This is a genomic window from Aporhodopirellula rubra, from assembly GCF_014192335.1.
GTDB classification, from domain to species: Bacteria; Planctomycetota; Planctomycetia; order Pirellulales; family Pirellulaceae; genus Rhodopirellula; species Rhodopirellula rubra.
Window position 1 is genome coordinate 94,309 of record NZ_JACHXU010000007.1, and the last position, 23,149, is coordinate 117,457.

Sequence of the window (23,149 nt, forward strand, 5' to 3'; positions counted from 1 at the left end):
CGAACGCTTCGGCGTGATCGCAAAATGACCAAGATGTCTTCCACTTTGTTAAGCGTTTGGCGGAAGATGCTCCAAAATTGAGCACTCAAATGTCGGCCAGGTGAACGGAACTCCTCTTCCCGTCGTATCAAACACGACTACCGGTGCCGATCCCCACTTTAAAGCCACAGCTAAGACGGATTGACGCCTCTTGTGCCGCTTCAGTATTCTCTGAAACCCCGGCGCAGGCCACTCGTCGCCCGCCGCCCCACCTGCCTTACGCCCACCTCGAAACTTGCTATGTCGCATCTTTCCAGTGCATTGACCCGTCGCGGATTCATTTCTAGCGTTGTGGCTGCGACCGCCCCTCTGATGTGCGGGACGAACCTCGGCGAGGCCTCTGTGGTGTCCAACGACGATTTCCTGACCGATCTGCGCAGACGTTGCTACCAATACTTCATTGATGCGGCAGATCCGGTCACCGGATTGGTCAGCGACCGGGGCATGCGAAACGGCGGTGGATTCAGTGAACACGCCAGTTCGGCGAGTTGTGGGTTCGCGTTGGCTTCCTATGCGATCGCGCCGAACTCGGGACTCGAGAACTTTGACAGTGCACGCGAACGCACCCGTTTGACGCTTCGTTCGCTCGTTGAAATCGCCCAACACCACAACGGTTTTGTTTATCACTTTATCGGGCGTAGTGACGGTGGCCGCAGGATGAATTGCGAGGCCTCCACTGTCGACACGGCTCTTATGTTGGCGGGTGTGATCTGCAGCGAAACGACCTTCGGAGACGACATCGAGATCAAAAGCCTTTGCCGGGAGTTGATTGGCCGAACGAACTGGCAATCGATGCTCGGTGACGGTAACTGCTTGCACATGGGCTGGTCACCCGAACACGGCTTGTTGCCGTATCAATGGGACCGTTTCAGCGAATTGACCATTCTCGTGCTGATGGCCATCGGTGCCCCAAACCACGCCATTGACCCGTCCGCGTGGAACGCCTGGAAGCGCGACCGGATACTGAACTATCGCGGCGAAAGCTTCTTGAGCTATCCGCCGCTGTTCGTTCATCAATACCCGATGGCGTTCTTTGACTTTCGCGCCGTACGCAGCCCGAGTGGACGAAGCTACTGGAAGAACTCGGTCACGGCGCACCACGCACAAATCGAATTCCTCTCCCGGCTCGCCGAACGCTTCCCCGAAGAATTGGGACATTACAACGAACAGCTTTGGGGCATCACGAGCAGCGACTCGGTGTCGGGATATCGCGACTGGGGCGGCCCCTACGAAGACGACCGCTTCGAACCAGATCGTGGCATCGACGGCACGGTCGTTCCGAGCGCTTCCGCCGGTGGGCTCGCCGTTGTTCCCGAACAGGCGATCGCGACGCTGCAGTACCAACGTAATCAGTTTGGCGATCAGATCTACGGACGATACGGTTTTGCCAACGCATTCAATCCGGCAACCGGATGGGTCAGCCGCGACGTGATCGGAATCGATACGGGCATCTCGTTGTTGATGGCTGAAAATTTACGCAGCGGTGGGGTATGGAGCACTTTCATGCAGCATCCGCTGCCACAGCGAGCATTCCGATTGGCTGGTTTCACACCAGTCTAGACAAACATACGTTGGCGTCATCAAGTACCGGGTACGCGTCCAAACATGCGGCGAGGAGTCGGACGCCATCTCTACGGCTGGCATGCCACCCTCGCGACCGCATCACGAAAGGATGAACGCCGTTGAATCCGGCGGTGCCTCGGTGCTCGCAAAACGACCCGCGAGTCACGGGATTGGATGATTTTTGAGTGCGTTGGATAGCGTCATTTCGGCGCATGATTCGCACTCTCGGATGGACGAGGCTTCTCTTCTCGTACCATCCCTCAATCTCTTCTATCGCATGATCACTCGCCATCTATCCATCGTATTGGTTGTGCTCGCCGCTGTTCACGTGAATCAACCGATTCGAGCTGAACGCCCCGAATCGAACACGACCGAGCAAACTTCGCTCACATCAGTCAGACGTGCTAGTAAACCGGAGCTGCATGTATCTGACTTTGAAGATCTGAAAGCACTCGCTCGGCAAACCGCAGCGACGGCTTACGTGCCAGAACCGCCGTTGATTCCCGTGCTGGCGCAGATGAACTACGAACAGTATCGCGAGATTCAATTCCGACACGACCAAGGCGTGTGGAATGACTCGAGGCATCCGTTCTGGCTGGAGTTTTTCCATCGCGGTTTTGTTCAACAAGACCGAGTTGATGTTTACCAAGTGAATCATGATTCACGGTCCGGTGCTGCGAAACAGATCCAATACTATCCTGATCAGTTTCACTTTGGCGGAGCGGCGGCAGATCTTAACGTTCCGCCGTCGGTCGGTTACGCCGGGATCAAAATTGCCGGACGCTTTGAACCCGAAGGCGACCCGCAGGAACTGTTGACGTTTCTCGGCTCCAGCTATTTTCGCTCGCGCACTGCCGATACGGTTTATGGGACTTCCGCGCGTGGTCTCGCGGTCAATATCGGAATGAACCAAGACGAGGAGTTTCCAGATTTTCGATCGTTCTGGGTTCAGGAACCGAGTCCGAGCGACCGCACGGTTCGAGTGCTCGCGTTGTTAGACAGTCCGACTCTCGCCGGTGCGTATGAATTTGCATTCGATCCTGGCGCGACAGTTTCGCAAATGGATGTGCGTGCCACTCTCTATTTTCGAGAAGCCCCCGACAAGCTTGCAATCGCACCTCTGACCAGCATGTGGATTTGGGGTGATGGGCTCCAAGGACCACCGCTCGACGAGCGTCCATCGGTTCACGATTGCGATGGGCTGTTGATACACGAAGGCGACGATTGGACGTGGCGAGGACTCGCGAGGTTACCGTACCCGTCCGTCACCAGCACCGCCGTGAGGGACGTTCAAGGCTTTGGACTCCTGCAGCGGGACCGCGACTTCGAGCACTATCGTGACTCCAACGCTCGCTATCACGAACGACCGAGTGTTTGGGTACGCCCCAATGATTCGTGGGGTCAAGGACGTATCGAACTGCTAGAGATCCCCGGGGCTCACGAGGGGATCGACAACATCGGCGCGTACTTCGTCAGCGACACGCCCGTCGATGGGAACCACCCCATGGAACTGAACTACACCGTGTTTTTCTTTTCCGACGAAGCCGCGTTACGTTCGGCCGTTATCCCCATCGACGAGTCGGGATCCCAATTGCTGACTTGCCGAGCGTTTGATGTTAAGCGTAACGATGAACGGATCATGCTGGAGTTGGAATTCGGGCAGCCTGATCCTGACGACGGGGACTCGATCGCGAGCGTAGACGATTTCACCGAAGCAGTCGACGCGCACGGCATTACCGACCACACGCCCGGCTTTGTCGATGCTGCAGCTCAGTTGATTCGAGGCAAGCTGATCGATCAATCCGTTGAGCGAACCGCGACTGGATATTCGGTGATGATCGAAATGGAGGCGACCGAGGACGCGGCGATCGAAATTGAACTAACGCTCAAAGACGACAAGGGGAACCGGATGAGCGAAACGTTTCGATACCTTTGTCCCCACGAGACGCCAACTTTCACTTACCCGGCCGTTTATACGCGACAAGAGTAAGCTAGAATCGGGGGATGAAAGACGCCTCCGATCCCAACCGCCAATCATCAAGTGTCAAAGACGCGGATTGCGATCCGGCGGTTGAGGAAACGTTGTGCGATCCCGTGCCGCTGCCATCAGACGCGACACTCGAATCCGTTTTGGCGTATTTCATCGAGCGTCACGAAAACGGAACACCGGTTCGGCTCGACCAGATCGCGGATCGATATCCACAATACTCCGAACCTCTGCGAAGCTTCTTTGCAAATCAACAGTGGCTCGCCCCGGGGACCCAGCCAGCCTCAATTTCGCTGATTGGTGAATTGCTCGATGATTTCCTGCTCAAACGCGAGATCGCGCGTGGGGGAATGGGAACGGTCTATGAAGCAACACAGCAGAGCCTCCGGCGGGATGTTGCGGTGAAACTGATCAGCGACGGACTACTCGCCGACGACGAACTCAAGATGCGGTTCCGGATCGAAGCGGAGGCCGCCGCGACGCTCTCTCATCCGAACATCCTTCCGATCCACGCGGTCGGATGCTGGCGCGGGATGGATTACTTCGTCATGCCGTTGGTCAGCGGCCGATCCTTGCAGGCTCAGGTCAACGAGCGGAACGCACAACTCGAGGCCAATCCGGGTAATCCGCGATTGTCAGGTTGCGAAACGAGTGAACGCGAAGTGGTTCGGGGATCGATCGAAACGGCGAGAGACATCGCCCGCGCGGTCGCGTACGCACATCGTCGTGGAATCATCCATCGCGATTTGAAACCGGACAACGTTCTCATCGACGACGAGGGTCGTCCCAAAATCGTGGATTTCGGATTGGCGAAATGGCACCGCGACGAACCGGGGGTCACACTTGACGGGCAAATCCTCGGCACACCGCATTACATGAGCCCCGAACAGGCTCGAGGTGAATCGGATGTCACGGCGGCAACGGATATCTATTCCATCGGCGGAATCTTGTTCGCGCTCTTAACAGGCCGTCCTCCTCATCATGGCGAGTCCACCGCCGAAGTTCTCGCGAGCGTGCTCAGCGACGACGCCCCTTCGTTGCGGATGACCTGGCCGGGAGGGATGCCGCGGCTCTCCGAATTGACCGACCTGGAACACGTACTCGATCGCGCGATGTCGCCTCACAGAGCCGACCGATATCGATGGGCGGATGATTTTGCCGACGACTTAGATCGAATTCTCGTCGGCGAACCGCCCATGGCGGGGAAAGACGGCATCGTGTCGAAAGTCACACGGGAACTCAGTCGAGACCAACACCACGCCACGTTCGCCAATTGGGGACGAGCGTTGATGCGAATCGGCGTCGTCGTCTTGGTAGCCCACGTGTCGATGTTCGTGATCCAAGAATCCATGACTCCGGACGTCCGCGAGTCCATGCGTGTGTCTGCGTTGAGCAGCAGTTCGTTGCTCGGATACTTCGTACCTCGGTTGCTAATGCTGGCAGGAATCGCCTGGACGATTCATCGGGCGCGTGACGGTGAGTGGATGCCGCGTGGCATTGCCGAGCGGCCGGTGTGGTCGATCTGGCTCGGCTATCTGGCCACATTGACAATGGTCAACCTCCTGTGGGCATGGGGCTATTTTGATCATTCCGATGTGATGGTCCTGGCCGGAGTCATCAGTGGGTTTGGCTTCCTCGCGATGGCCGGACACTTATGGGGCGGAAACGCTATTTCGGGGCTAATATTCTTTGCGATCGCGGGCGGCAGTGCCGTGTGGCCGCGGTTCAGTCCCTTGCTGTTAGGGGCGGGTTGGATGATCGCGATGTGGGTGCTCGGCACTCGCTACGCGGCACCGCGAGTGGGCTCCGATTCGCGGGTACAAAACGGCGAGTGAATCGTCGCGGTCCGCACAATCGCTACGGACGACCTGATCGAACAGGTTTCTCTGATACAAACGCACTGCGCGGTTTGCCAATCGAGGGTGTGTCACAAAACCCGTCGTACATTTGCGTGAGTCGATTTAGACATCTCGCAAAGGACAGCACTCAATGCGCACGAACACAGCTACGGCACGACCAGAAACCAGTCGTCAAGAACAATTCGAAGAAATCAAACGCCGCATCCACGGCAAGTTGGTCGACAAACTCGACCTTTCTCGCGTGGGTGACCTCCAAGGTGACACGCTCAAACGTGAAATCCGCATGGTCGTCGAGCATCTCTGCGATGCAGAAGACACGTTGCTGAACCGCCAAGAACGCGAACGCATCGTCGACGAAGTTCTCGATGAAACGTTCGGGCTCGGCCCTCTCGAGCTGATTTTGAAGGACCCCAAAGTCAGCGATATTTTGATCAATGGCCCCAAGAACATTTATGTTGAAAAGGGCGGCCAGATGCAGAAGACCGACGTGGAATTCCGCGACGGTAAACACCTGCTTCAAATCATCGACCGGATCGTCAGCAAGGTGGGACGCCGGGTTGATGAAACCTGCCCGATGGTGGACGCTCGACTCGAAGACGGTTCTCGGGTCAACGCGATCATCCCACCGTTGGCACTCGACGGTGCCGCCGTTTCGATTCGTCGTTTCGGTAGCAACCCCCTCAAACTCGAAGACTTGTTGAACTACCGTGCCTTCACGCCGGAAATGGTGATGTTGCTCGAGGGTTGCATCAAGGCTCGATTGAACATGATCATCGCCGGCGGTACGGGTTCGGGTAAAACGACGCTGCTCAACACTCTCTCGTCCTTTATCGGCCACGAAGACCGAATCGTGACAATCGAAGACGCGGCCGAATTGCAACTGCAGCAGGATCACGTCGTTCGATTGGAAACACGCCCACCGAACATCGAAGGCTCCGGTGCTGTCACGGCAACCGACCTCGTTAAGAACGCCCTGCGGATGCGGCCCGAACGAATCATCATCGGGGAATGCCGCGGTGGTGAAACGTTGGACATGCTGCAGGCCATGAACACCGGTCACGACGGGTCGCTCACGACGATTCACGCTAACACGCCTCGTGACGCTGTCGCCCGACTCGAAACCCTTGTCATGATGGCTGGGTTTGAATTGCCGGTCAAAGCGATTCGCCAACAACTCTCCGGTGCGGTCGACGTTCTGATCCAAGCAAACCGGTTGCAAGGTGGCCCACGACGCGTGACGGCCATCACCGAAGTTGTTGGGATGGAACAAGACACCATCGTGCTGCAAGACATCTATCGATACCGGCAAATCGGAATCAACGAAGAAGGCAAAGCTCACGGCGTGTTCGAATGCCCCGGTGTTCGTCCCGGATTCATGAGCAAGCTCGAGTCGGCGGGCGTCCGTTTGCCTAGCAGTGCTTTCCGTGAACGAATCATGATGGAAGCCTAACGAGTACCGGAGGCGTCGACGGAGGTTGGACTTGATCCGGCCTCACGTCGTCATCCCTCGTTTATCTGACCTCACACCCTCGTCCTCAGACCTTAGTTCTCACATGTCCTCGCTCATAATCATTGCTGCCGTTGGAGTTTTTGTTGCCGCGATGGTGGCGTTCACCGCTTCCGTGTTGATGCCGTCCGAAGAGACGACTGCAACCGAAGATCGACTCGCAGCGTTGGCAACCAACAACCGAGGCGGTACGACCGAGAAAAAGCAGTCGCTGTTGTTAGTCGACGACATGGATAAGGCAGCATCCCTGCTCGAACGGATCATGAATCATGTTCCGGCCGTTCACAAATACATCGAACAGGCCGACATGAAGATCACTATGGTCCAATTCATGGGGATGTGCGGTGCGTGTTTCCTCGCCGGCGTCGTCATTTGCGTGGTTTCGCCCGTGCCGGTTCTCCTGGGACCGATTCTCGGTTTGGTGATGTCGACGCTGCCGCTCTGCGTCGTGCTGTTTAAACGCAAAAAACGACTAGCGAAATTCGGGCAACAAATCCCGGAAGCACTCGAACTGCTCGGCCGCTCGCTGCGTGCGGGACACTCGTTGCAAGCCGGTTTCGGGCTCGTCGGCGAAGAGATGGACGCTCCTCTCGCAACCGAGTTCAAACGCTGCTACGAAGAACAAAAGTTTGGCATCCCGTTGGACGAATCGATCGAAGACATGGCAGAGCGGATTCCCAACATGGACATCCGGTTCTTTGCCACCGCAGTGATCCTGCAACGGCAAACAGGCGGTGACTTGAGCGAGATCCTCGACAAGATCGGACACCTCGTCCGGGAGCGATTGCAAATCCTTGGAACGATCCAGGCACTCACCGGGGAAGGCCGAATGAGCGGTGCGGTGCTGTTGGCGTTACCACCTGTGCTGTTCCTCACGATGTTACGACTCAACTACGACTACATCATGATGCTGTTCACCGATGACCTCGGGCGATACGCACTCGGTGCCGCGATCGTGTCTCAAATCATCGGTGCATTGGTGATCAAAAAGATTATCACGATCAAGGTTTAGATCGAACCTTCCGCACGGTCCCACTCACTTCTTTCATTCAATACATCGTCACTCCCATGTTTACTTTCCTCGCTGAAAACGCCGCTCCGGGCTTCATCAACCCGATGCTTCTGACCACCGTCGCGATCTTCTTGGGCGTCGCTTCGATCTCGTGGTTGGTCATCAACAAAATCAACGGTTCGGATCAAGAACCCGCCGAGTCGCGACTCGACCGGATGAAGCAAGCCAAACGTGGCATCCGAAATATCGAAGCCGACGAAAAAGCACGTAGCAAGAATGAAGCGTTGACCGCAGCCCTCGAAAAGGCCGCCAATCCGATCGCGAATTCGGTCTCCGGCAACGAAGAAGAAATGGGCAAGCTGCGAGAGAAACTCGTCAACGCGGGCTTCCGGCGTGAGAGTTCTCCCATCGTTTTCAAGATGATCCAGCTCGTCTGCACCGGTGTCGGCTTGTTTTTCGGCGGTGTGCTGGGGATGCTCGTCGACGGAATGACCCAAGGTCTCTTGATCAAACTCTTTGGAGGAATGATTCTCGGCTTCGGCATTCCTCAATTAGCCCTCGGATTCCTTGCAAGCAAACGCAAAGAATCGATTTTCCTCGGCCTGCCCGACGCTCTCGACTTGATGGTCGTCTGCGTGGAAGCCGGTTTGGGAATGGACCAAGCGTTGCGTAAGGTCGCCGAAGAGATGGGCAAAAGCCACAAAAACATCGGTGAAGAATTCAACATCGCCAACTCGCAATTGCAATTCGGCCGACCGCGAAGCGAAGTGCTGCAAGCGCTTGGATACCGCAGCGGCGTGGACGATTTGAAGCAACTCGCGTCGATCCTGATTCAGGCCGACAAGTTCGGCTCGAGCGTCGCGACGGCACTGCGCGTGCAAAGTGAATCGATGCGAACCAAACGTCGTCAAATCGCGGAAGAGAAAGCAGCCAAGACGGCCGTGAAGATGATTTTCCCGCTCGTTCTGTTCATCTTCCCAGGTATCTTCGTGGTGCTCGTCGGACCTGCCGCGATCAACATGTACCGGCAAATGCTCGCCAAATAAGTTTCGGCCGCGTTTTCAAAACGCGTCGGGCAAGTCAACAAACGTCGCCAACATCACACACATCGTCGTGTGGTGTTGTGCGGCATCGGAACCTCACTGCAACTTTTCGTTGTCGCGGTGACGGTTTCGATCACGGTCAGTTTTCTTAATCAGATTCTTGCGTAACGCCTCGGTCAGATCGATACCGGATTGGTTGGCGAGACAAATCACAACGAACATCACGTCGGCGAGTTCGTCTGACAACTCCCCGGGACTTTCGCCCGGCTTGCTGGATTGCTCGCCATGACTGCGTGACAAAATTCGAGCAACCTCGCCGACCTCTTCGACCAACTGTGCCAGGTTCGTCATCTCGTGGAAGTACCGAACACCGATCGTTTGGATCCACTCGTCGACACGCCGTTGAGCTTCACCGATGGTCAGCGGATCGGACGACTTTTCAATAACGTCCGTCATGGTTTGGCGATCAGCAGATAGGTCCCACTTTTTCCCGCTACCGCGATGTCCATACGATCATCCTGGTTGAAGTCCTCGACCACAATCTGCAGCCCGGTACCAACACGACCTTCATCAATGGTGTGACGAGTGAATGATTTGGTATCGGGATTCCATGAATACCAATACAAACACGGCACGTCCTGCCCTCCGGGATCACCACCGTTATGGGCATAGTAGCGTTTACCGGTAATCAGATCCTCATTGCCGTCTCCATCGAGGTCCTTCCACAACAACGAGTGAGGCTGTGAAAAGCTACGGTCGATAGTGTGTTCAGCCCAACGGATCTTCCCGGTCTCCGAATCTTCGAGCCCCTGGTTCTCCCACCACTGCAGGCCAAAGTCGTGGCCGTTTCCAAAGATTAAGTCGTTGTCGCCATCCTTATCAAGATCCGTGACCACCATTGGTAGGCTCGAATGCAAGTCCCAATCCGCGCGATACAACCACTCTTCTTTCCACGGTTCATCGGCGGGCTGCTCGTACCATCCATTTCCGACCAAGATATCTTTGCGACCATCTCCACTGATGTCGCCAATCGCGATCCCGTGGCCGTTCGCATTCGCCCCGACCAAATGACGCTTCACGTCGTAGGCAGGAACGCCTGAGTTATCCTTGGCATTTTTCTCGCCATCGGTTTTTGGAACCAATCGCCAGATAACCATCGGCGAATCAGCCTTCCAACTGTTAACGATCCATTCGACATTGCCGTCACCATCGATGTCCTCGAGCAATTGGCCTTCGTTGGAGGACGCGCCCGTATCGACGAGCAGATTCGCCTCCCACTGCTTGCCGAGCCTGAGAGCCTCCTCACCCGGATTGCGAAACCACTGGACCTGCGTCGGCAAGAACGAACCGGCGATCACGTCGAGTCGACCGTCATTGTCGACGTCAAATAAGTAATCGCCGTTGCTTTGGACGTAGCCGTTCCAGTCATCTACATTTCGCAGCGGACGCGGCGTCCACTCTCCGCCGCGATACCAGTTTCGTCCCGCAACGAGGTCCAACAGGCCATCGTTATCGACGTCACCCGCGGCAATCCCCTCATTCGCATCAACCGTCAGCAACTTAATATCGAACTGCAACGGTTCAGACGCATTGCTGCGTGACAGATCGACGCCGAACCACGCCGCGAACGCCAGACAGATCACCAAAGACTTCTCACTCAATCGGGGCATACTATTTTTCCTTCGCGGTTTCTGATGTCGCGATCCGACCACCCTTGGTGAGCACATCGAGTTCATCTTTAAATTGTTTTCGTAACGCATCTTTCCCCGGATAACCAACGTGCACCGCCTCGACGAGACCGGTCGAAGCGATCACCAAAGTCAGCGGAATCTTCTTCGCAGCAAAGACGTCAATCATCGTGCCTTTCGGATCGACCGCGACGTCAACGCCCCAATCCTGCTCGCCGGCGAATCCGTTAACCAGCGATGCATTCTCGGCAACGTTGACCGCATAGAACACAACGTCTTTATCGTCATATTCATCGACGGCAGCTTTAATCACGGGCATCGCTTGCAAACAGGGAGTGCACCATGTCGCCCAGAAGTCCAACACGACCACCTTTCCTTCGAGATCCTTCGAGGAGACTTCAGTCCCATCGAGCAAGGTGAGCGTATAGTCAGGAACCTTTTTACCCAGCAAGGGATGGCTGCCGATTTTGCTGGCGATCGTTTTCTGATAGTGGACCAGCGAATCATATTTTGTCGCGTCAGCGGGTGCGACGAATCGGAACAACTTGTCGTCGACTTCACCCGTCACACGCCATGATACGAAGTCGTAACGCAGCGATAGTTCATAACCTTGAGGGACGCGGACTTGGCCGGTCGCGATCAACATCGGGGTCAAGTTGACGAGCAGGCGAAGCGGTCGCGGTTGTTTTTCATCCGTGATCCATAAATCCCAAACCACGCCGTCATCTTGTTCACCTTGAACATGAATCGACTCGGTGCGTCCGCGAAATTTCGTTTTCCCGAGCACCGTGACCGAATTCATCCCGCCGAGAAAAGTCACCGAAGGATCCACTCCCGCGACCGTCAACGCCAACATGGGTTCGGGATAAGGACCTAAGCTCAGTGGCGTTCGCGTGACGAGCGTTTGGTTATTCAGAGCGTCAGGCAACTCATAGTAGGAAGTCGGGTCCATCGCCACGGTACTTACCTTCCCGTCGGCGTAGAGCCGTTTTCGCTCCTCGTCAGACTTGTGATAGATCGTGTACTTATTCGGATACTTCGACGCGATTTGAAACGTTGATTTTTCATTCGAGAGGATTTCGCCGTGCATCACGGTTTCCACCGACAACTCAACCTTCGCTCGTGAAACATCCGCATCTGCGATCGCGGTAAACAGCGGCAACAGAGTCGACGTGACCTGCGGACTCGGCGTGAACGTGTTCGTTTTCTCGCTCGGCGCAGTCGCAGAATCCCCACGTGCCCTGGCGTCATCACCCAAGACATTCCGCACACCGACGACGCACATCAATATGCAAACAGAGCAAAAGAACAAGACACTGCACCGGAAAGACCAGGCAGACATCGGAGATGAACGATAATTCGTCACAGGGGTATTCATCTGGTGCGCGTCGTGGAAGTCGAGAAAGGCTATTTGGTTGACAAAAATTGATAGCTCTGAACGATACTCTCTAGCGGAGCCGGAGACTGATCTTGCTCAACATGACATTCGTCGACACCGATCTCCTTTGCCAATCGCATCACCGCGGGGATATCGATTGTTCCGTCACCGAGTTCCTGGAAGGCGTCCGCAGGAACTTTGGATTCGTCTGTGATAACTGGGGTTCCCGACAACAGGTCTTTCAGGTGAATTTGGCTAATCCGGCCGGCCAATCGCCGCATCATCGCGAGAGGATCGTGGCCACCGATTTTCGCCCAGAACACATCGAGCTCAAACTCCATTTGATGGGGATCGAACCGTTCGGTGAAGATATCGTACGCGGTCAAAGGCTTCGCATCATTCTCCTTACCTGAGTCGACCGCGAAGGGTTGAAACTCGAATGAATGATTGTGATAGCACATCCGCATTCCTGCTTCGCGAGTTTTGTCGGCCGCCGCGTTAGCGGAATCCGCGATCGCGCGGCATTTGTCAGCGGTGTCTCGCTGGTCCTTCGCGATGTAACCGAACACGACGTGCCGCAGACCGATCCGTTCGGCGATCTCGAGCATGCTCGGGAGCGACGCGACGCCTTCTCGTTTGGGATCAGTAATGATATTAAAGTCCAGAAACCCGCTGTGCACGGCGAGCCCATGGTCGCGGGCGATCGCGGCGAGTTTGATCGCCTCTTCATCGATGTTCATCAACTCAACTTGCCAATAACCGGCCGCGGCGACCGCAGCGAGTGTCGCCTCGGGGTCCTCGGCCATCTGATTCCGCAGTGTGTATAGCTGCAGACCGATGCGATCGAGGTAGGGCAACGAGGTTGCGGTCGTGGCCACCTTCGGCGACGCATCTTCCGATGCCGGCTCGGCGGAGGGGGCATCCGGAGAAGGTTCGTCGGCGAGTGCGGCCAAGGGTCGAGCAATCCAGGAGGTGAGGGCGGCTGCGGCGGTCAGCCGTGTTGCGGAGCGGCGGCTGATTCGGGGGTCGCTGGACATCGTTTTCGCTAGTTTTCGCGTGATTGACGTTTTCGTCGGCTGTATCGTTCGAGAGTCCGGCGTTCGCGAGAGGTCAAACTCGATTCGCCGGACTGATGAATTTTAGCCAAAATCCGGTCCGCTTCCCGTTCTTCTTCCCGAATTTTCTTTTCGGGATCGTGCAACTTCAATTTCGCACGCCGGGATCGCTGCCGAAGAGTCCCCGGAATGTCCGCGAGGCTGGTCAGATCGAGCCAACGGAAATCCCATCCCTGCTTCACATACAAGAAACCAAACAACGCACCGGCAAGGTGCACTTCGTACGCAGTTGCGCGTCCTGACAGACCGGCCGCGCCGTACAGATCCATCAGCACAACGAGGCAGGCCAGCACCCATGCCTTCATCGGGAAAACAAACATGAACAGCAATTCTTGGTGAGGGAAGAAGCACGCAAAAATCACGATCATCGCGACCACACCACCGCTGGCTCCCATCGTCATCGGGCACTCCACACCGGTCGGCATAAAGCTCCAGTGAATGAGAGACGCCACCATCGCCACAATTCCGCCGAAAATGATCGCAGCCAGATAAGTCTTCAGAAACTCCTGCCCACCAAGTCGCTGTTCAATTGGCTTTCCAAACACGTACAGGATGAACATGTTGAAGACGAGGTGGAAGATGTTCCCCGTGTTGTGCAAAAACCCATATGTGAGGGTCTGAAACCACAACCATGGACGTACCAATGAAGTGCCCCGGACCGCAAAGATATCGTCGATGTGGCTTCGCTTTTCGGTGTACTGCAATTCGATGGCAGCGCGATCGCTCGCGGCAAGCTCGATCGCATCGATTCCTGCAGGCAGTTCCTGCTGAACGTCGTACGTGAAAAGCAATTGCACGACAAAAACGATGACATTGATCACGATCAAAATGATCAACATGCTGCGTGGGTTTTCGATGCGATCCCACGGCGTTCGTTCGGAGCGACCATAGTCGCGATCGTAGATCCCCATCGTCAGCTAATCCCCGTCCAGGATGATGCCAGTTTTAAAAGATTGAAAAATCCATCATGAACCGCCTGAGGGTTTGAGCCGCCACGACGTTCAGGACCGATCTATTTTCAATTCACCGCGATCGCTTTTCAATCGGGTTGATCACAAAAGCGAACGTTCCACTGAATAAAAAACGGCGGCAAAAGGAAAATCCCAAGAGCCGCCGTTGAGTCTTACTGAATAGGTGGAGCATTTCGAATCCAATCCTGGTTGAACAGGAAAGGGACGCGAGCAACACGGTGTCGCCGGGTTGAGCAAAAGCCGTGCTGGCCTGCGTATCCATATGCCCGCTTCGTCGCCATCTCGTGAAAGGTGTTTAGACCATCGATCGCGAGTCCGAGAATGGAATGGCGCTCGTCACTCAATGATGGACCAAGCGTTGATCCGCCAAAGATGAATTCATCACCGGGAACGCGTTCCCGGCAACGACTTCGTTTCTTGGAATCAGTCGCGTGAGCGTCCGCCGCCATCACGGCGAGGACCACGTCCGCCACCACCGCCGCCGCCACGTCGACGACGAGGACGTTCTTCGCCGTCTCCGTCACCACCGCGATCACCGCCACCGTTCTCTTCGAGTTCCGCAGCCAACGGATCTTCGAGGCCGAGCTCTTCGAGAGCGCGACGACGACTGAGTTTGACGCGGTCATGCTCATCGACGTCGATGACCAGAACCTTCATCTCGTCACCAACGGCAACGACACGGTCGAGGCTGCTGATGTATCCGCCACTCATTTCACTGATGTGAACGAGTCCGTCACGGCCTGGCAGGATCTCAACGAAAGCACCGAATTCCTTGATGCTGCTGACGATGCCGTCGTAGATCTTGCCGATCTGCACGGTCGCCGTGCAGGCTTCGACTTGCTTCATCGCTTCCATTGCAGACTCTTTGTTGCTGCTGGCGACGAGCACGGTACCGTCATCATCGACTTCGATCACGGCGCCGGTTGTTTCCTGGATACCACGGATGTTCTTACCACCGGGTCCGATCAGGGCACCGATCTTATCGGGCGAGATCTTCGTGCGGAGCAATCGTGGTGCTGTTGGCGAGATTTCGCGACGAGGACGTGGGATCGTCGTGAGCATCTTCTTCAGGATTTCGATCCGAGCTTCACGCGACTGCTTCAGCGTCGCACGGATGATGTCTTCACCAACACCAGTGACCTTGAGGTCGAGCTGGATACCGGTGATACCGTTTTGAGTTCCGGCGATCTTGAAGTCCATGTCGCCGAAGTGATCTTCGGTTCCGAGGATGTCAGTCAGCAGGTGCCAATCGTCGGGTGAGTTCTGAACCAAACCGATCGAGATACCGGCAACCGGGTTGCTGATCGGAACGCCCGAAGCCATCAAACCGAGAGTCGCACCACAAACCGAAGCCATCGACGAGCTACCGTTCGATTCGGTGATATCGCTGATCACGCGGATCGTGTACGGGAATGCATCGGCAGGTGGCAGAACAGGAGCAACACTTCGTTCGGCGAGCGAGCCGTGTCCGATTTCCCGACGTCCTGGTCCCCGGATCGGACGGCATTCGCCAACCGAGTACGAAGGGAAGTTGTAATCGAGCATGAACTTCTTGCTGTACTCGTCTTGCAAGCCGTCAACGCGTTGTTCGTCGCGGCTCGTTCCCAGAGCGATTGTCACCAACGCTTGGGTTTCACCACGTTGGAACAAAGCCGAACCGTGCACGCACGGCAACAGGTCCGTTTCACAGTGGATCGCACGCAACGAGTTACGGTCACGTCCGTCAGGACGCGTTCCCGCGCTGATCAAATCGCGAACGACCTTTTCTTCGAGGTCGTGCCAAACTTTCTTGAAACGGTTGACGCAGATGGCGCCTTCCGCATTCGGGTCAGGAATGACTTCGCCCATAGCGCGGTCACGCAGAGCACGAGTGGCATCGGCGCGAGCCTGCTTGCCGGAGGTTTGCTGTGCGCTACGGAACTCGTCGTAGTACGCATCGTTGAGGCGACCGAACAGACCATCGTCAGCCGGTGCTTCGTAAGGAACCTTGACCGGGTTGACCTTTTGATACAGTTCTTCTTGAAGTTCGATGACTTCACGGATGACACCGTGAGCGAACTGAATCGCTTCCATCATCTCGTCTTCAGGCATTTCATTGGCGAAGCCTTCGATCATGGCGACCATTTCACGGCTACCGCTCACGATCATGTCGAGTTCCGATTCTTCGAGTTGATCGAAGGTTGGGAACGCGACCAATTTGCCGTCGACCTTACCGACTCGCACGCTGGCGACGGGGCCTAAGAATGGCAACGGGCTGATGTGCAGAGCGGCACCGGCACCGTTCATCGCCAACACGTCACCGTCATTTTGCAAATCGCTGGCGATCACCATCGCTTGGATCTGAACTTCGTCCATGTACCCTTCGGGGAACAACGGACGGATCGGGCGGTCCATCAGACGCGAGCTCAAGATTTCCTTGGTGCTCGGACGTCCTTCTCGCTTCAAGAATCCGCCTGGGAATTTACCAGCAGCGGCGAGCCGCTCGCGGTAGTCGCACATCAGCGGGAAGAAGTCGATGCCTGGACGAGGGGTTCCCGAAGCAGCGGCCACGAGGACCACCGTGTCACCGTACTGCACCAGCACACTGCCGGCGGCCTGTTTAGCGACGTGCCCCGTTTCAAAGGACATGACCGAATCGCCGATTTTTCGCTCGACGCGAATTTTGTGAATACTCACCGCAACCTCTATTTTCTTTCTTTTCCTACAAACTACAAAACGGCGGCATACGACCGCCAACAACCCCGATACGTTCGATCGATTCCGCGACATCGCTCGAAGAAACCAGCCCAATTGCGGGCGAGGGAATCGACGATGGAACAGGCGGCAATCGATGGGAAGCAATGAATGTCGGCGGCGTCGTTCAGACGCACCCTACCGACTCGCACATCACCGCAACACGGCTCGAGAAACACCGTGCCGCTTTCACGTGCGTGGATTCGATCAGTTGATCGTCGAAACCACGCGTGAATGGACATATAAGAAATGTTCGCCTGGGGCGAACCGTCCGCTTGGATCTGCAACGAACGACTCAATTTTGAGTCGCTCGAGTCCGAAACGACTGCCGCAGAAACAGGGTTTCCGTCAGCAGTCCATCGCAGCAGCAGAGAGAGTGAAGGCACTCGTTAACAACCAATCCGGGGTTTTCCCCCGATGGCCGACCCAAACACGGTCGAAGGACCGCGCCGACGACCGATCTGACAAGAACTACTTGCGGATACCGAGCTTACCAATGACATCCAGGTATCGCTGAGGATCCTGAGCCCGGACGTAGTCGAGCAAACGCCGACGACGGCTAACCAACCCGAGCAAACCGCGACGTGAGGCGTAATCCTTACGGTGCGTTCGCATGTGTTCGGTCAATCCGTTGATCCGTTCGGTCAGAATCGCGATCTGAACTTCGGGGGAACCGGTATCGTTTGCGGTCGAACCGTGCTCGGTGACCACTTCTTTCTTACGTTCTTTCGAGATCGTCATACGGAGAACTGTTTCCTAGATGAATCCAATACGGAGGTCACATGCCATCCGCGTCAGACCCAAGTTTAAGTAAATGATTTTCCCGCGAAGTCTAACGTGCCCCCCTGCGAACGCAACGTCAAATCGGGCCTGGCGGGTGTAATTTTGGATTTTGACCGAGCCTTCAACTAGGCCTTAGCGAGCCCATTCGCACGCTACCCTCTCGGTGCACACCCGTCACCGCGAAAAAGCCGCCCGGCACGCCGCCGGACTTGCTGAATCGGCCAAACCGAATGCCTGATCAGATAAATGTGCTACAGCCCGCCGACCGCGACGTCAGTTCGACACCGGCTCGGAAAACTCTAGGATCGGCTCTGAAACACCCCTCGGTCCACCATCGCCTGCAGAATTTCCACAGCCGCGTCGGCAGGAGTCATCCCTTCGCGAAATCTCAAATGAATTTCGGGAGACTCCGGTGCCTCGTACGGGTCGCTGATTCCCGTGAAATTCGCGATTTCTCCGGCGATCGCTTTCTTGTACAGCCCCTTGGGATCGCGTTGCTTGCAGACCTCCAGCGGCGTGTCGACGAACACCTCCAAAAAGTCACCTGGACGCCCATCGGCCTCGACCATCCGGCGAACCCGATCGCGGTCGCGGCGATACGGGCTCACGAAAGCCGCCAACGTGATCAAACCCGCGTTAGCCATCAGCGATGAAACCGCACCGATCCGGCGAATATTCTCTTCTCGATCGACGGCGGAAAATCCGAGCCCGAACCGCGCCGCAAATTCGTCACCGTGCTCCTCGGCGAGCCCCGAGGGCGGTGAACAGAGCCCGTGACGCACATTGTCTCCGTCGAGCAACGTCGACGCCGCCCCGCGACCGATCAACAGCCGATCCAACTCATTGGCGATCGTCGATTTCCCGCAGCCACTCAGTCCCGTGAACCAAACCACCGTGCCACGCTGAGTCAGATTGGATTCCCGCGCCACACGGTCCACGGTCGTCTCATGCCAAACGATGTTTTGCGAGATGCCCTCCGATGCCGGAGGTGACAATTCCGACGAAGACGAGGCCTGAGTTGATTGCGAAGACGGCCCGGTAGGTTGATTCATGGTTCAATGCAATGGTGTTGTTCGTGCAAGTTCATTCGATCGAGAATCGGCAGATCACAGATCGGAAAATCAGAGGTTGTATCGAGCCTTCAGCCCGTCGCGGTGCACCCCGGCGAGCCGTTCATGGCTGCCCCAACCCGCCGCTCGGCAGGCCAAAATGTATTGATCGAGAAGTTCGCCGTATCGTCGCAGTGGTTCCGCACCGAGATCCCATCCGGCCGCGTACAAAAGCCGAGCGGATGTCTGGGGTGACGACGCGGACAAGGATTGATCGATCAGCATTTGGGAATACTGCGTGCGAATGGAACCCGATCCGTCGGCAGGGCATCGCCCGCAATACTGTAGCAATTGCTCGTCACCGATCACCCCGGGCAGGCGACCAAGTTGATCGGGAAGCGGAGTGAAAGATTGACCGTCGTGATTGGCACCTGGACTCACGGTGCCGCCGATTTCGTCCAAGAACCGAGCCGAGAATTTAGCGACGCCGTCCGAGGATGTGGCCCAGTGAGTTCGCAGCCGAACGCTTTGATCGGTAAACACGCTGCACCTCAATGCATTGGTAAACGCCTGAGTCGCCCCAATCGTGTCACCGCCGGACCACTTAACGTACCCGAGCAAATCGTGGCCCCACGACAAATCACGGTTCGACGCACAAATCACCGACGCATGATGGGCTACCTCGTCCCATCGCTGCTGAGCGGGATCGAAAGCCGACGCGGGCATGCGCAGTGCCTGCTGCAAGCACGCGGCGATTTCGCCCGGCATCGTTCGCAAATCGAACGACCAACGCATCAGATCGTTCCACACCAATTCTAAATCGTGAGCGATCTTAGGACTAAGGTGCCCGGCCAACTCACTTGAAAGTGCATCAATCACCAACTGGCATCGTACGGGAGTCTCACAGAGCCCGTTACTCAAAAAATCATTCGCTAGCCGCGACGGATCGCCCGGCCCTTGCCAATCGATCGCGTCGATCGCGGGCAAGCAATCGCTCACCCATTGTCCCCACGGATGAGAACGCCAATCCTGCGGCCCACTCGGTGCACCACTTTCGATAACCATCTCCGCGTCGGCCTCGAATGCGGGCTCGGCGTGCCGCCGATCCGGCTGAGGCAAACGAGCCAGCGACCAATCAAACAGAAACGCTTCCGCCAATCGGCTGCCCCATGGCAACCAATCGCCTCCGCCGTGATACCACTGGCAAATGTCGGTCGAGATCCCCGTTTGTTTCGCCAGCTCCGGATCGAGCAAACGAAGGCACAGCCAATCCCCGGCCCCATTACCCACCAATGGCAGAAAGTTCGGCGGCATCAACGGCGGCCAGAACGGGTCCGGCACCGTCGACAACAGCGTCTGCGGCGTGGCCGAATAACGAAACTCACCCCAATTCAGATTCTGTGCTCCGGGCTGCGAGCCCGTTCCGTGGGAACAGAGCTCGTCCCACCAATGACACAATTCATCGTCAAAATCGATACCGAATCGCTCGGACAGACGCGAAGACCAACGATCCGGACCGCTGCTGCCGGCGGCCGCAGATGGGATCGAACTCGCCGCATCTTCCTTTTTGGCCACAGAGTCGTCGTCGGTAGTCGAATGCGGAATGGTCACGTTCTATGATGAGGGGCCAGAGTGGCCTTCCGGTCAGACAATTGCGAAGAAAAGGAGCGTAATCGGCGCGAACGCCGTTTATCGCTCGCCAGCGTAGCGGTCTGATCCTACTAAACGCAAGACAAACGGTTTTCGATGAGATCGCCCCTACCTACAAGTTCCCATTGTACCGAAAAGTTTCGCTTCACACCCGGGGCGGCACCCGCGAACGGGTTTCGACGCGTTTTGCTCGTGGCGGCCCCCCTCCTTTTCGTGTTCCCGACGCTGAACCCCATGAACGCATCTTCACAGGAGTTCCAGCCGAATTATGACGAATCGAAGATCCCACCCTATGTTCTTCCCGATCCGCTTTTGACAGCCTCGGGCGATCGCGTGACGTCCCCCGAACAATGGGCGGCCCGGCGTGCCGAAACGATCGAATTGTTCGAAAACCACGTTTTCGGTCGAATGCCGGCAGAAAGGAACGTCGACGCCAAAGTCGTCCGCCGCGATCCGACCATCAACGATGGCAACACGATCCGGTACGAACTGACCGTGACGATCCACCCGCTCAAGGCTTCCACGACGACCGAACCGAAATCGCTGGAAATCCACGTCCTCGCCGATGTCCCTAAACAGCCGGACTCCGGCGGTGACGAGGGCCAAATCTCGAGCGGCCCGTATCCCGCCTTCCTCGGCCTTAACTTTCACGGCAATCACACCGTCTCGCCAGATCCCTCGATCCGAATCCCGTCATCGTGGGTTCCCGATCGAGGCTCGCAAACCACCGACGGGCACCGCGCGACCGAGCGTGGCCGCGGCGTCGCCGCATCGCGGTGGCCAAATCGCATGATCAACGGCGCAGGCTACGCAGTGATCACGGCCTACTGCGGCGACATTGACCCAGACTTTGACGACGGATTTCAAAACGGCCTTCATGCGTTGATGCCTGACTATGTCGAGAGTCTGCCGCCCGATCAACGACCGGGGACGATCGCGGCATGGTCCTACGGCCTGTCATGCATTCTTGACGCGGTCACGGCGACAGAAGAACTCAACATCGATGCCTCAAATGTCGCGTTAATCGGGCACTCACGATTGGGCAAAACTTCGCTGTGGGCTGGTGCGACGGATACACGTTTCGCGGCCGTCATCAGCAACAACTCGGGATGCGGCGGCGCGGCACTGTCACGGCGCGCCTTTGGCGAAACCGTTGCCCGGATCAACCGAAATTTCCCTCATTGGTTTTGCGAGGGATTTCATCATTACGACCAGCGCGAAAGTGAACTGCCCGTCGACTCACATCAACTCTTAGCGATGGCCGCACCACGCCCCATCGCCGTCGGCAGCGCAGTCGATGATCAGTGGGCCGACCCGAGAGGTGAATTCCTGGCCTCGCTTCACGCATCCCCGGTCTATGAAGTACTCGGCCTCGCGGGCCTGAAGGACGAAGAAAACCAAACGCCTTCCGATCTTCCCGTCGTCGACGATGCCTTCACCTCGGGCACCATCTCGTATCACCTCCGCACTGGCAAGCACGACCTGAAAGAATCCGACTGGATGCGGTACATCCAATTCCTTGATCGCTTCCTCAAATAATAAAGGCGTCGGTACCTTTCCGCACGCCGATGCATTCATTGCATCGCAGCGTTTTTCCACTCAGGCAAACGTCATCGATCAAAGTCGGACAACGTTTTCACTCAGAAAGAACGTTCGACTTACGCGGCGCGGTATTGGATCAACCCGCGGAGCGTCTGCATCAACGTCGAGATACGAGGACGGAATTGATCGTCGAGAAACTCACCTTCAAAGCTCGTCGGAACTTCCATCACGACTTTGGCCCGACGCGCGACCTTCGCGGTTACTTCGGCGTCAAAGCCACGATCGCATTCACGCAATTCAAGCGAACGGATCAGGTCACCACGGAACACCTTGTGTGAACTTTCCATGTCCGAGATTTTCATCCCGGTAGCGAGGTTTGCCACGAGCGTTGTGATGCGTCCCGACAAACGCGACGCGATCGAGATTCCTCGACGTGTGTCACGACGAAGCCGCCGAGAACCGTAAACGGCGTCGGCCTTGTTCTCGAGAATCGGCCATACCGCGCCGAGCAAGTCGGCAGGATCGTACGCCATGTCAGCGTCTTGGATGGCAACGACACGGCCCGTCGAATGTCGCAATGCCATCCGAATCGCCGAACCACGGCCGTGGTGTTTACGACGGCGGAGCACCGTCAAATTTGATTTCGGCATCAGGCTTCGAGCGTAATGCCAACTTCCGTCAGTGCTGCCATCATCGACAACGATCACTTCGCATGACGCGGGCATCACTTCTTCGATCCGCGATAGCACTTCAGGCAAACTCTCACGGGCGTTGTACACCGGCACGATGATTGAGATATCAAACGACGTGACGGGTGTGTTACCGCAGGCAACCTGCTGCGCCTCAGCAATCAAACTGAGAGTATCATCAATTCGTTCGAGAACGTCGTCTGCATACGACGTCGAGTGGGGCGATTCCCATGCGGTCTCGTCAGCGATCTTTTCAATCGCGGGAACGTAGTCCAGTGTCGCCCCGTCGTCGTTCGGACTCAGCGGGAATGCTGGTGAGTCGGTCTTGCTCGGTGATTCAATCGTCGAAGTTGCCATATGCCCATTACTCTGCGTTGCTGAGAAAGGCGATCACTCGCGCCGGTGAGTCTTTTCATCGGCGCCGAGGAAGTGTTCGCCAAGGGAACTATGGGGAACGATCACTCGGCGAGACGCCACCTCGCCGCAAATCCGAACGATTCTCTAGACAACTGTTTCGTCCCCCCTAACGACAAATCCGAAC

The 23,149-nt window shown here is 56.5% G+C and carries 17 protein-coding genes; 7 read left to right on the forward strand and 10 right to left on the reverse strand.

The window, feature by feature from the left end; all coding sequences use genetic code 11:
* Positions 1-279: 279 nt before the first annotated feature.
* From FHS27_RS11555 to FHS27_RS11580, 6 genes are all read left to right on the forward strand, one after another.
* Positions 280-1,599, forward strand: a complete 1,320-nt coding sequence (locus tag FHS27_RS11555; RefSeq protein WP_184305104.1) for a glucoamylase family protein — start codon at positions 280-282, stop codon at positions 1,597-1,599.
* A 280-nt stretch (positions 1,600-1,879) separates the two neighbouring features.
* Positions 1,880-3,592, forward strand: a complete 1,713-nt coding sequence (locus FHS27_RS11560) for a glucan biosynthesis protein (RefSeq protein ID WP_184305105.1) — start codon at positions 1,880-1,882, stop codon at positions 3,590-3,592.
* A gap of 14 nt (positions 3,593-3,606) precedes the next feature.
* Positions 3,607-5,424, forward strand: coding sequence for a serine/threonine-protein kinase (locus FHS27_RS11565; RefSeq protein ID WP_184305106.1), 1,818 nt, complete (start codon positions 3,607-3,609; stop codon positions 5,422-5,424).
* Between the two features lie 154 nt (positions 5,425-5,578).
* Positions 5,579-6,898, forward strand: a complete 1,320-nt coding sequence (locus FHS27_RS11570; protein WP_009094315.1) for a CpaF family protein — start codon at positions 5,579-5,581, stop codon at positions 6,896-6,898.
* A gap of 103 nt (positions 6,899-7,001) precedes the next feature.
* Positions 7,002-7,967, forward strand: coding sequence for a type II secretion system F family protein (locus tag FHS27_RS11575; RefSeq protein ID WP_184305107.1), 966 nt, complete (start codon positions 7,002-7,004; stop codon positions 7,965-7,967).
* Between the two features lie 56 nt (positions 7,968-8,023).
* Positions 8,024-9,013 carry a type II secretion system F family protein gene (locus tag FHS27_RS11580; RefSeq protein ID WP_184305108.1) on the forward strand — a complete coding sequence of 330 codons (990 nt, stop codon included), beginning with the start codon at positions 8,024-8,026 and terminating at the stop codon, positions 9,011-9,013.
* 93 nt (positions 9,014-9,106) lie between these two features.
* Here the strand turns inward: FHS27_RS11580 and FHS27_RS11585 are convergent, their stop codons facing one another.
* The 9 genes from FHS27_RS11585 to FHS27_RS11630 all read right to left on the reverse strand — a co-directional run bounded on the left by FHS27_RS11585 (position 9,107) and on the right by FHS27_RS11630 (position 20,338).
* Positions 9,107-9,466: a nucleotide pyrophosphohydrolase gene (locus FHS27_RS11585; RefSeq protein ID WP_184305109.1), complete on the reverse strand. Its 360-nt coding sequence runs from the start codon at positions 9,464-9,466 to the stop codon at positions 9,107-9,109.
* Positions 9,463-10,680 carry an FG-GAP repeat domain-containing protein gene (locus FHS27_RS11590; RefSeq protein ID WP_246419571.1) on the reverse strand — a complete coding sequence of 406 codons (1,218 nt, stop codon included), beginning with the start codon at positions 10,678-10,680 and terminating at the stop codon, positions 9,463-9,465. The genes FHS27_RS11585 and FHS27_RS11590 overlap by 4 nt, the downstream gene beginning before the upstream one ends.
* A gap of 1 nt (position 10,681) precedes the next feature.
* Complete coding sequence (locus FHS27_RS11595) at positions 10,682-11,983, reverse strand: redoxin domain-containing protein (RefSeq protein WP_390853344.1); 1,302 nt, start codon at positions 11,981-11,983, stop codon at positions 10,682-10,684.
* A gap of 122 nt (positions 11,984-12,105) precedes the next feature.
* A complete protein-coding gene (locus tag FHS27_RS11600; RefSeq protein WP_184305110.1) occupies positions 12,106-13,113 on the reverse strand; it encodes a sugar phosphate isomerase/epimerase family protein in 1,008 nt (335 codons plus the stop codon).
* Positions 13,114-13,121: 8 nt separating this feature from the next.
* Positions 13,122-14,102 carry a rhomboid family intramembrane serine protease gene (locus FHS27_RS11605; protein ID WP_184305111.1) on the reverse strand — a complete coding sequence of 327 codons (981 nt, stop codon included), beginning with the start codon at positions 14,100-14,102 and terminating at the stop codon, positions 13,122-13,124.
* 483 nt (positions 14,103-14,585) lie between these two features.
* Entirely contained in the window at positions 14,586-16,838 is a 2,253-nt protein-coding gene (gene pnp, locus FHS27_RS11610) for a polyribonucleotide nucleotidyltransferase (protein ID WP_184305112.1), read from the reverse strand.
* Positions 16,839-17,366: 528 nt separating this feature from the next.
* Complete coding sequence (gene rpsO, locus FHS27_RS11620) at positions 17,367-17,636, reverse strand: 30S ribosomal protein S15 (protein ID WP_008688445.1); 270 nt, start codon at positions 17,634-17,636, stop codon at positions 17,367-17,369.
* A gap of 341 nt (positions 17,637-17,977) precedes the next feature.
* Positions 17,978-18,730, reverse strand: a complete 753-nt coding sequence (gene cysC, locus FHS27_RS11625; RefSeq protein ID WP_184305114.1) for an adenylyl-sulfate kinase — start codon at positions 18,728-18,730, stop codon at positions 17,978-17,980.
* A gap of 69 nt (positions 18,731-18,799) precedes the next feature.
* Positions 18,800-20,338, reverse strand: a complete 1,539-nt coding sequence (locus tag FHS27_RS11630) for an SMI1/KNR4 family protein (RefSeq protein WP_184305115.1) — start codon at positions 20,336-20,338, stop codon at positions 18,800-18,802.
* A gap of 273 nt (positions 20,339-20,611) precedes the next feature.
* On the opposite strand from FHS27_RS11630, the gene FHS27_RS11635 reads away from it, so the two are divergent.
* On the forward strand, positions 20,612-21,916 hold the full coding sequence (locus FHS27_RS11635) for a glucuronyl esterase domain-containing protein (RefSeq protein ID WP_184305116.1): 1,305 nt from the start codon (positions 20,612-20,614) through the stop codon (positions 21,914-21,916).
* 119 nt (positions 21,917-22,035) lie between these two features.
* Here the strand turns inward: FHS27_RS11635 and FHS27_RS11640 are convergent, their stop codons facing one another.
* Positions 22,036-22,965, reverse strand: coding sequence for a glycosyltransferase family 2 protein (locus FHS27_RS11640; protein WP_184305117.1), 930 nt, complete (start codon positions 22,963-22,965; stop codon positions 22,036-22,038).
* Between the last annotated feature and the right edge of the window lie 184 nt (positions 22,966-23,149).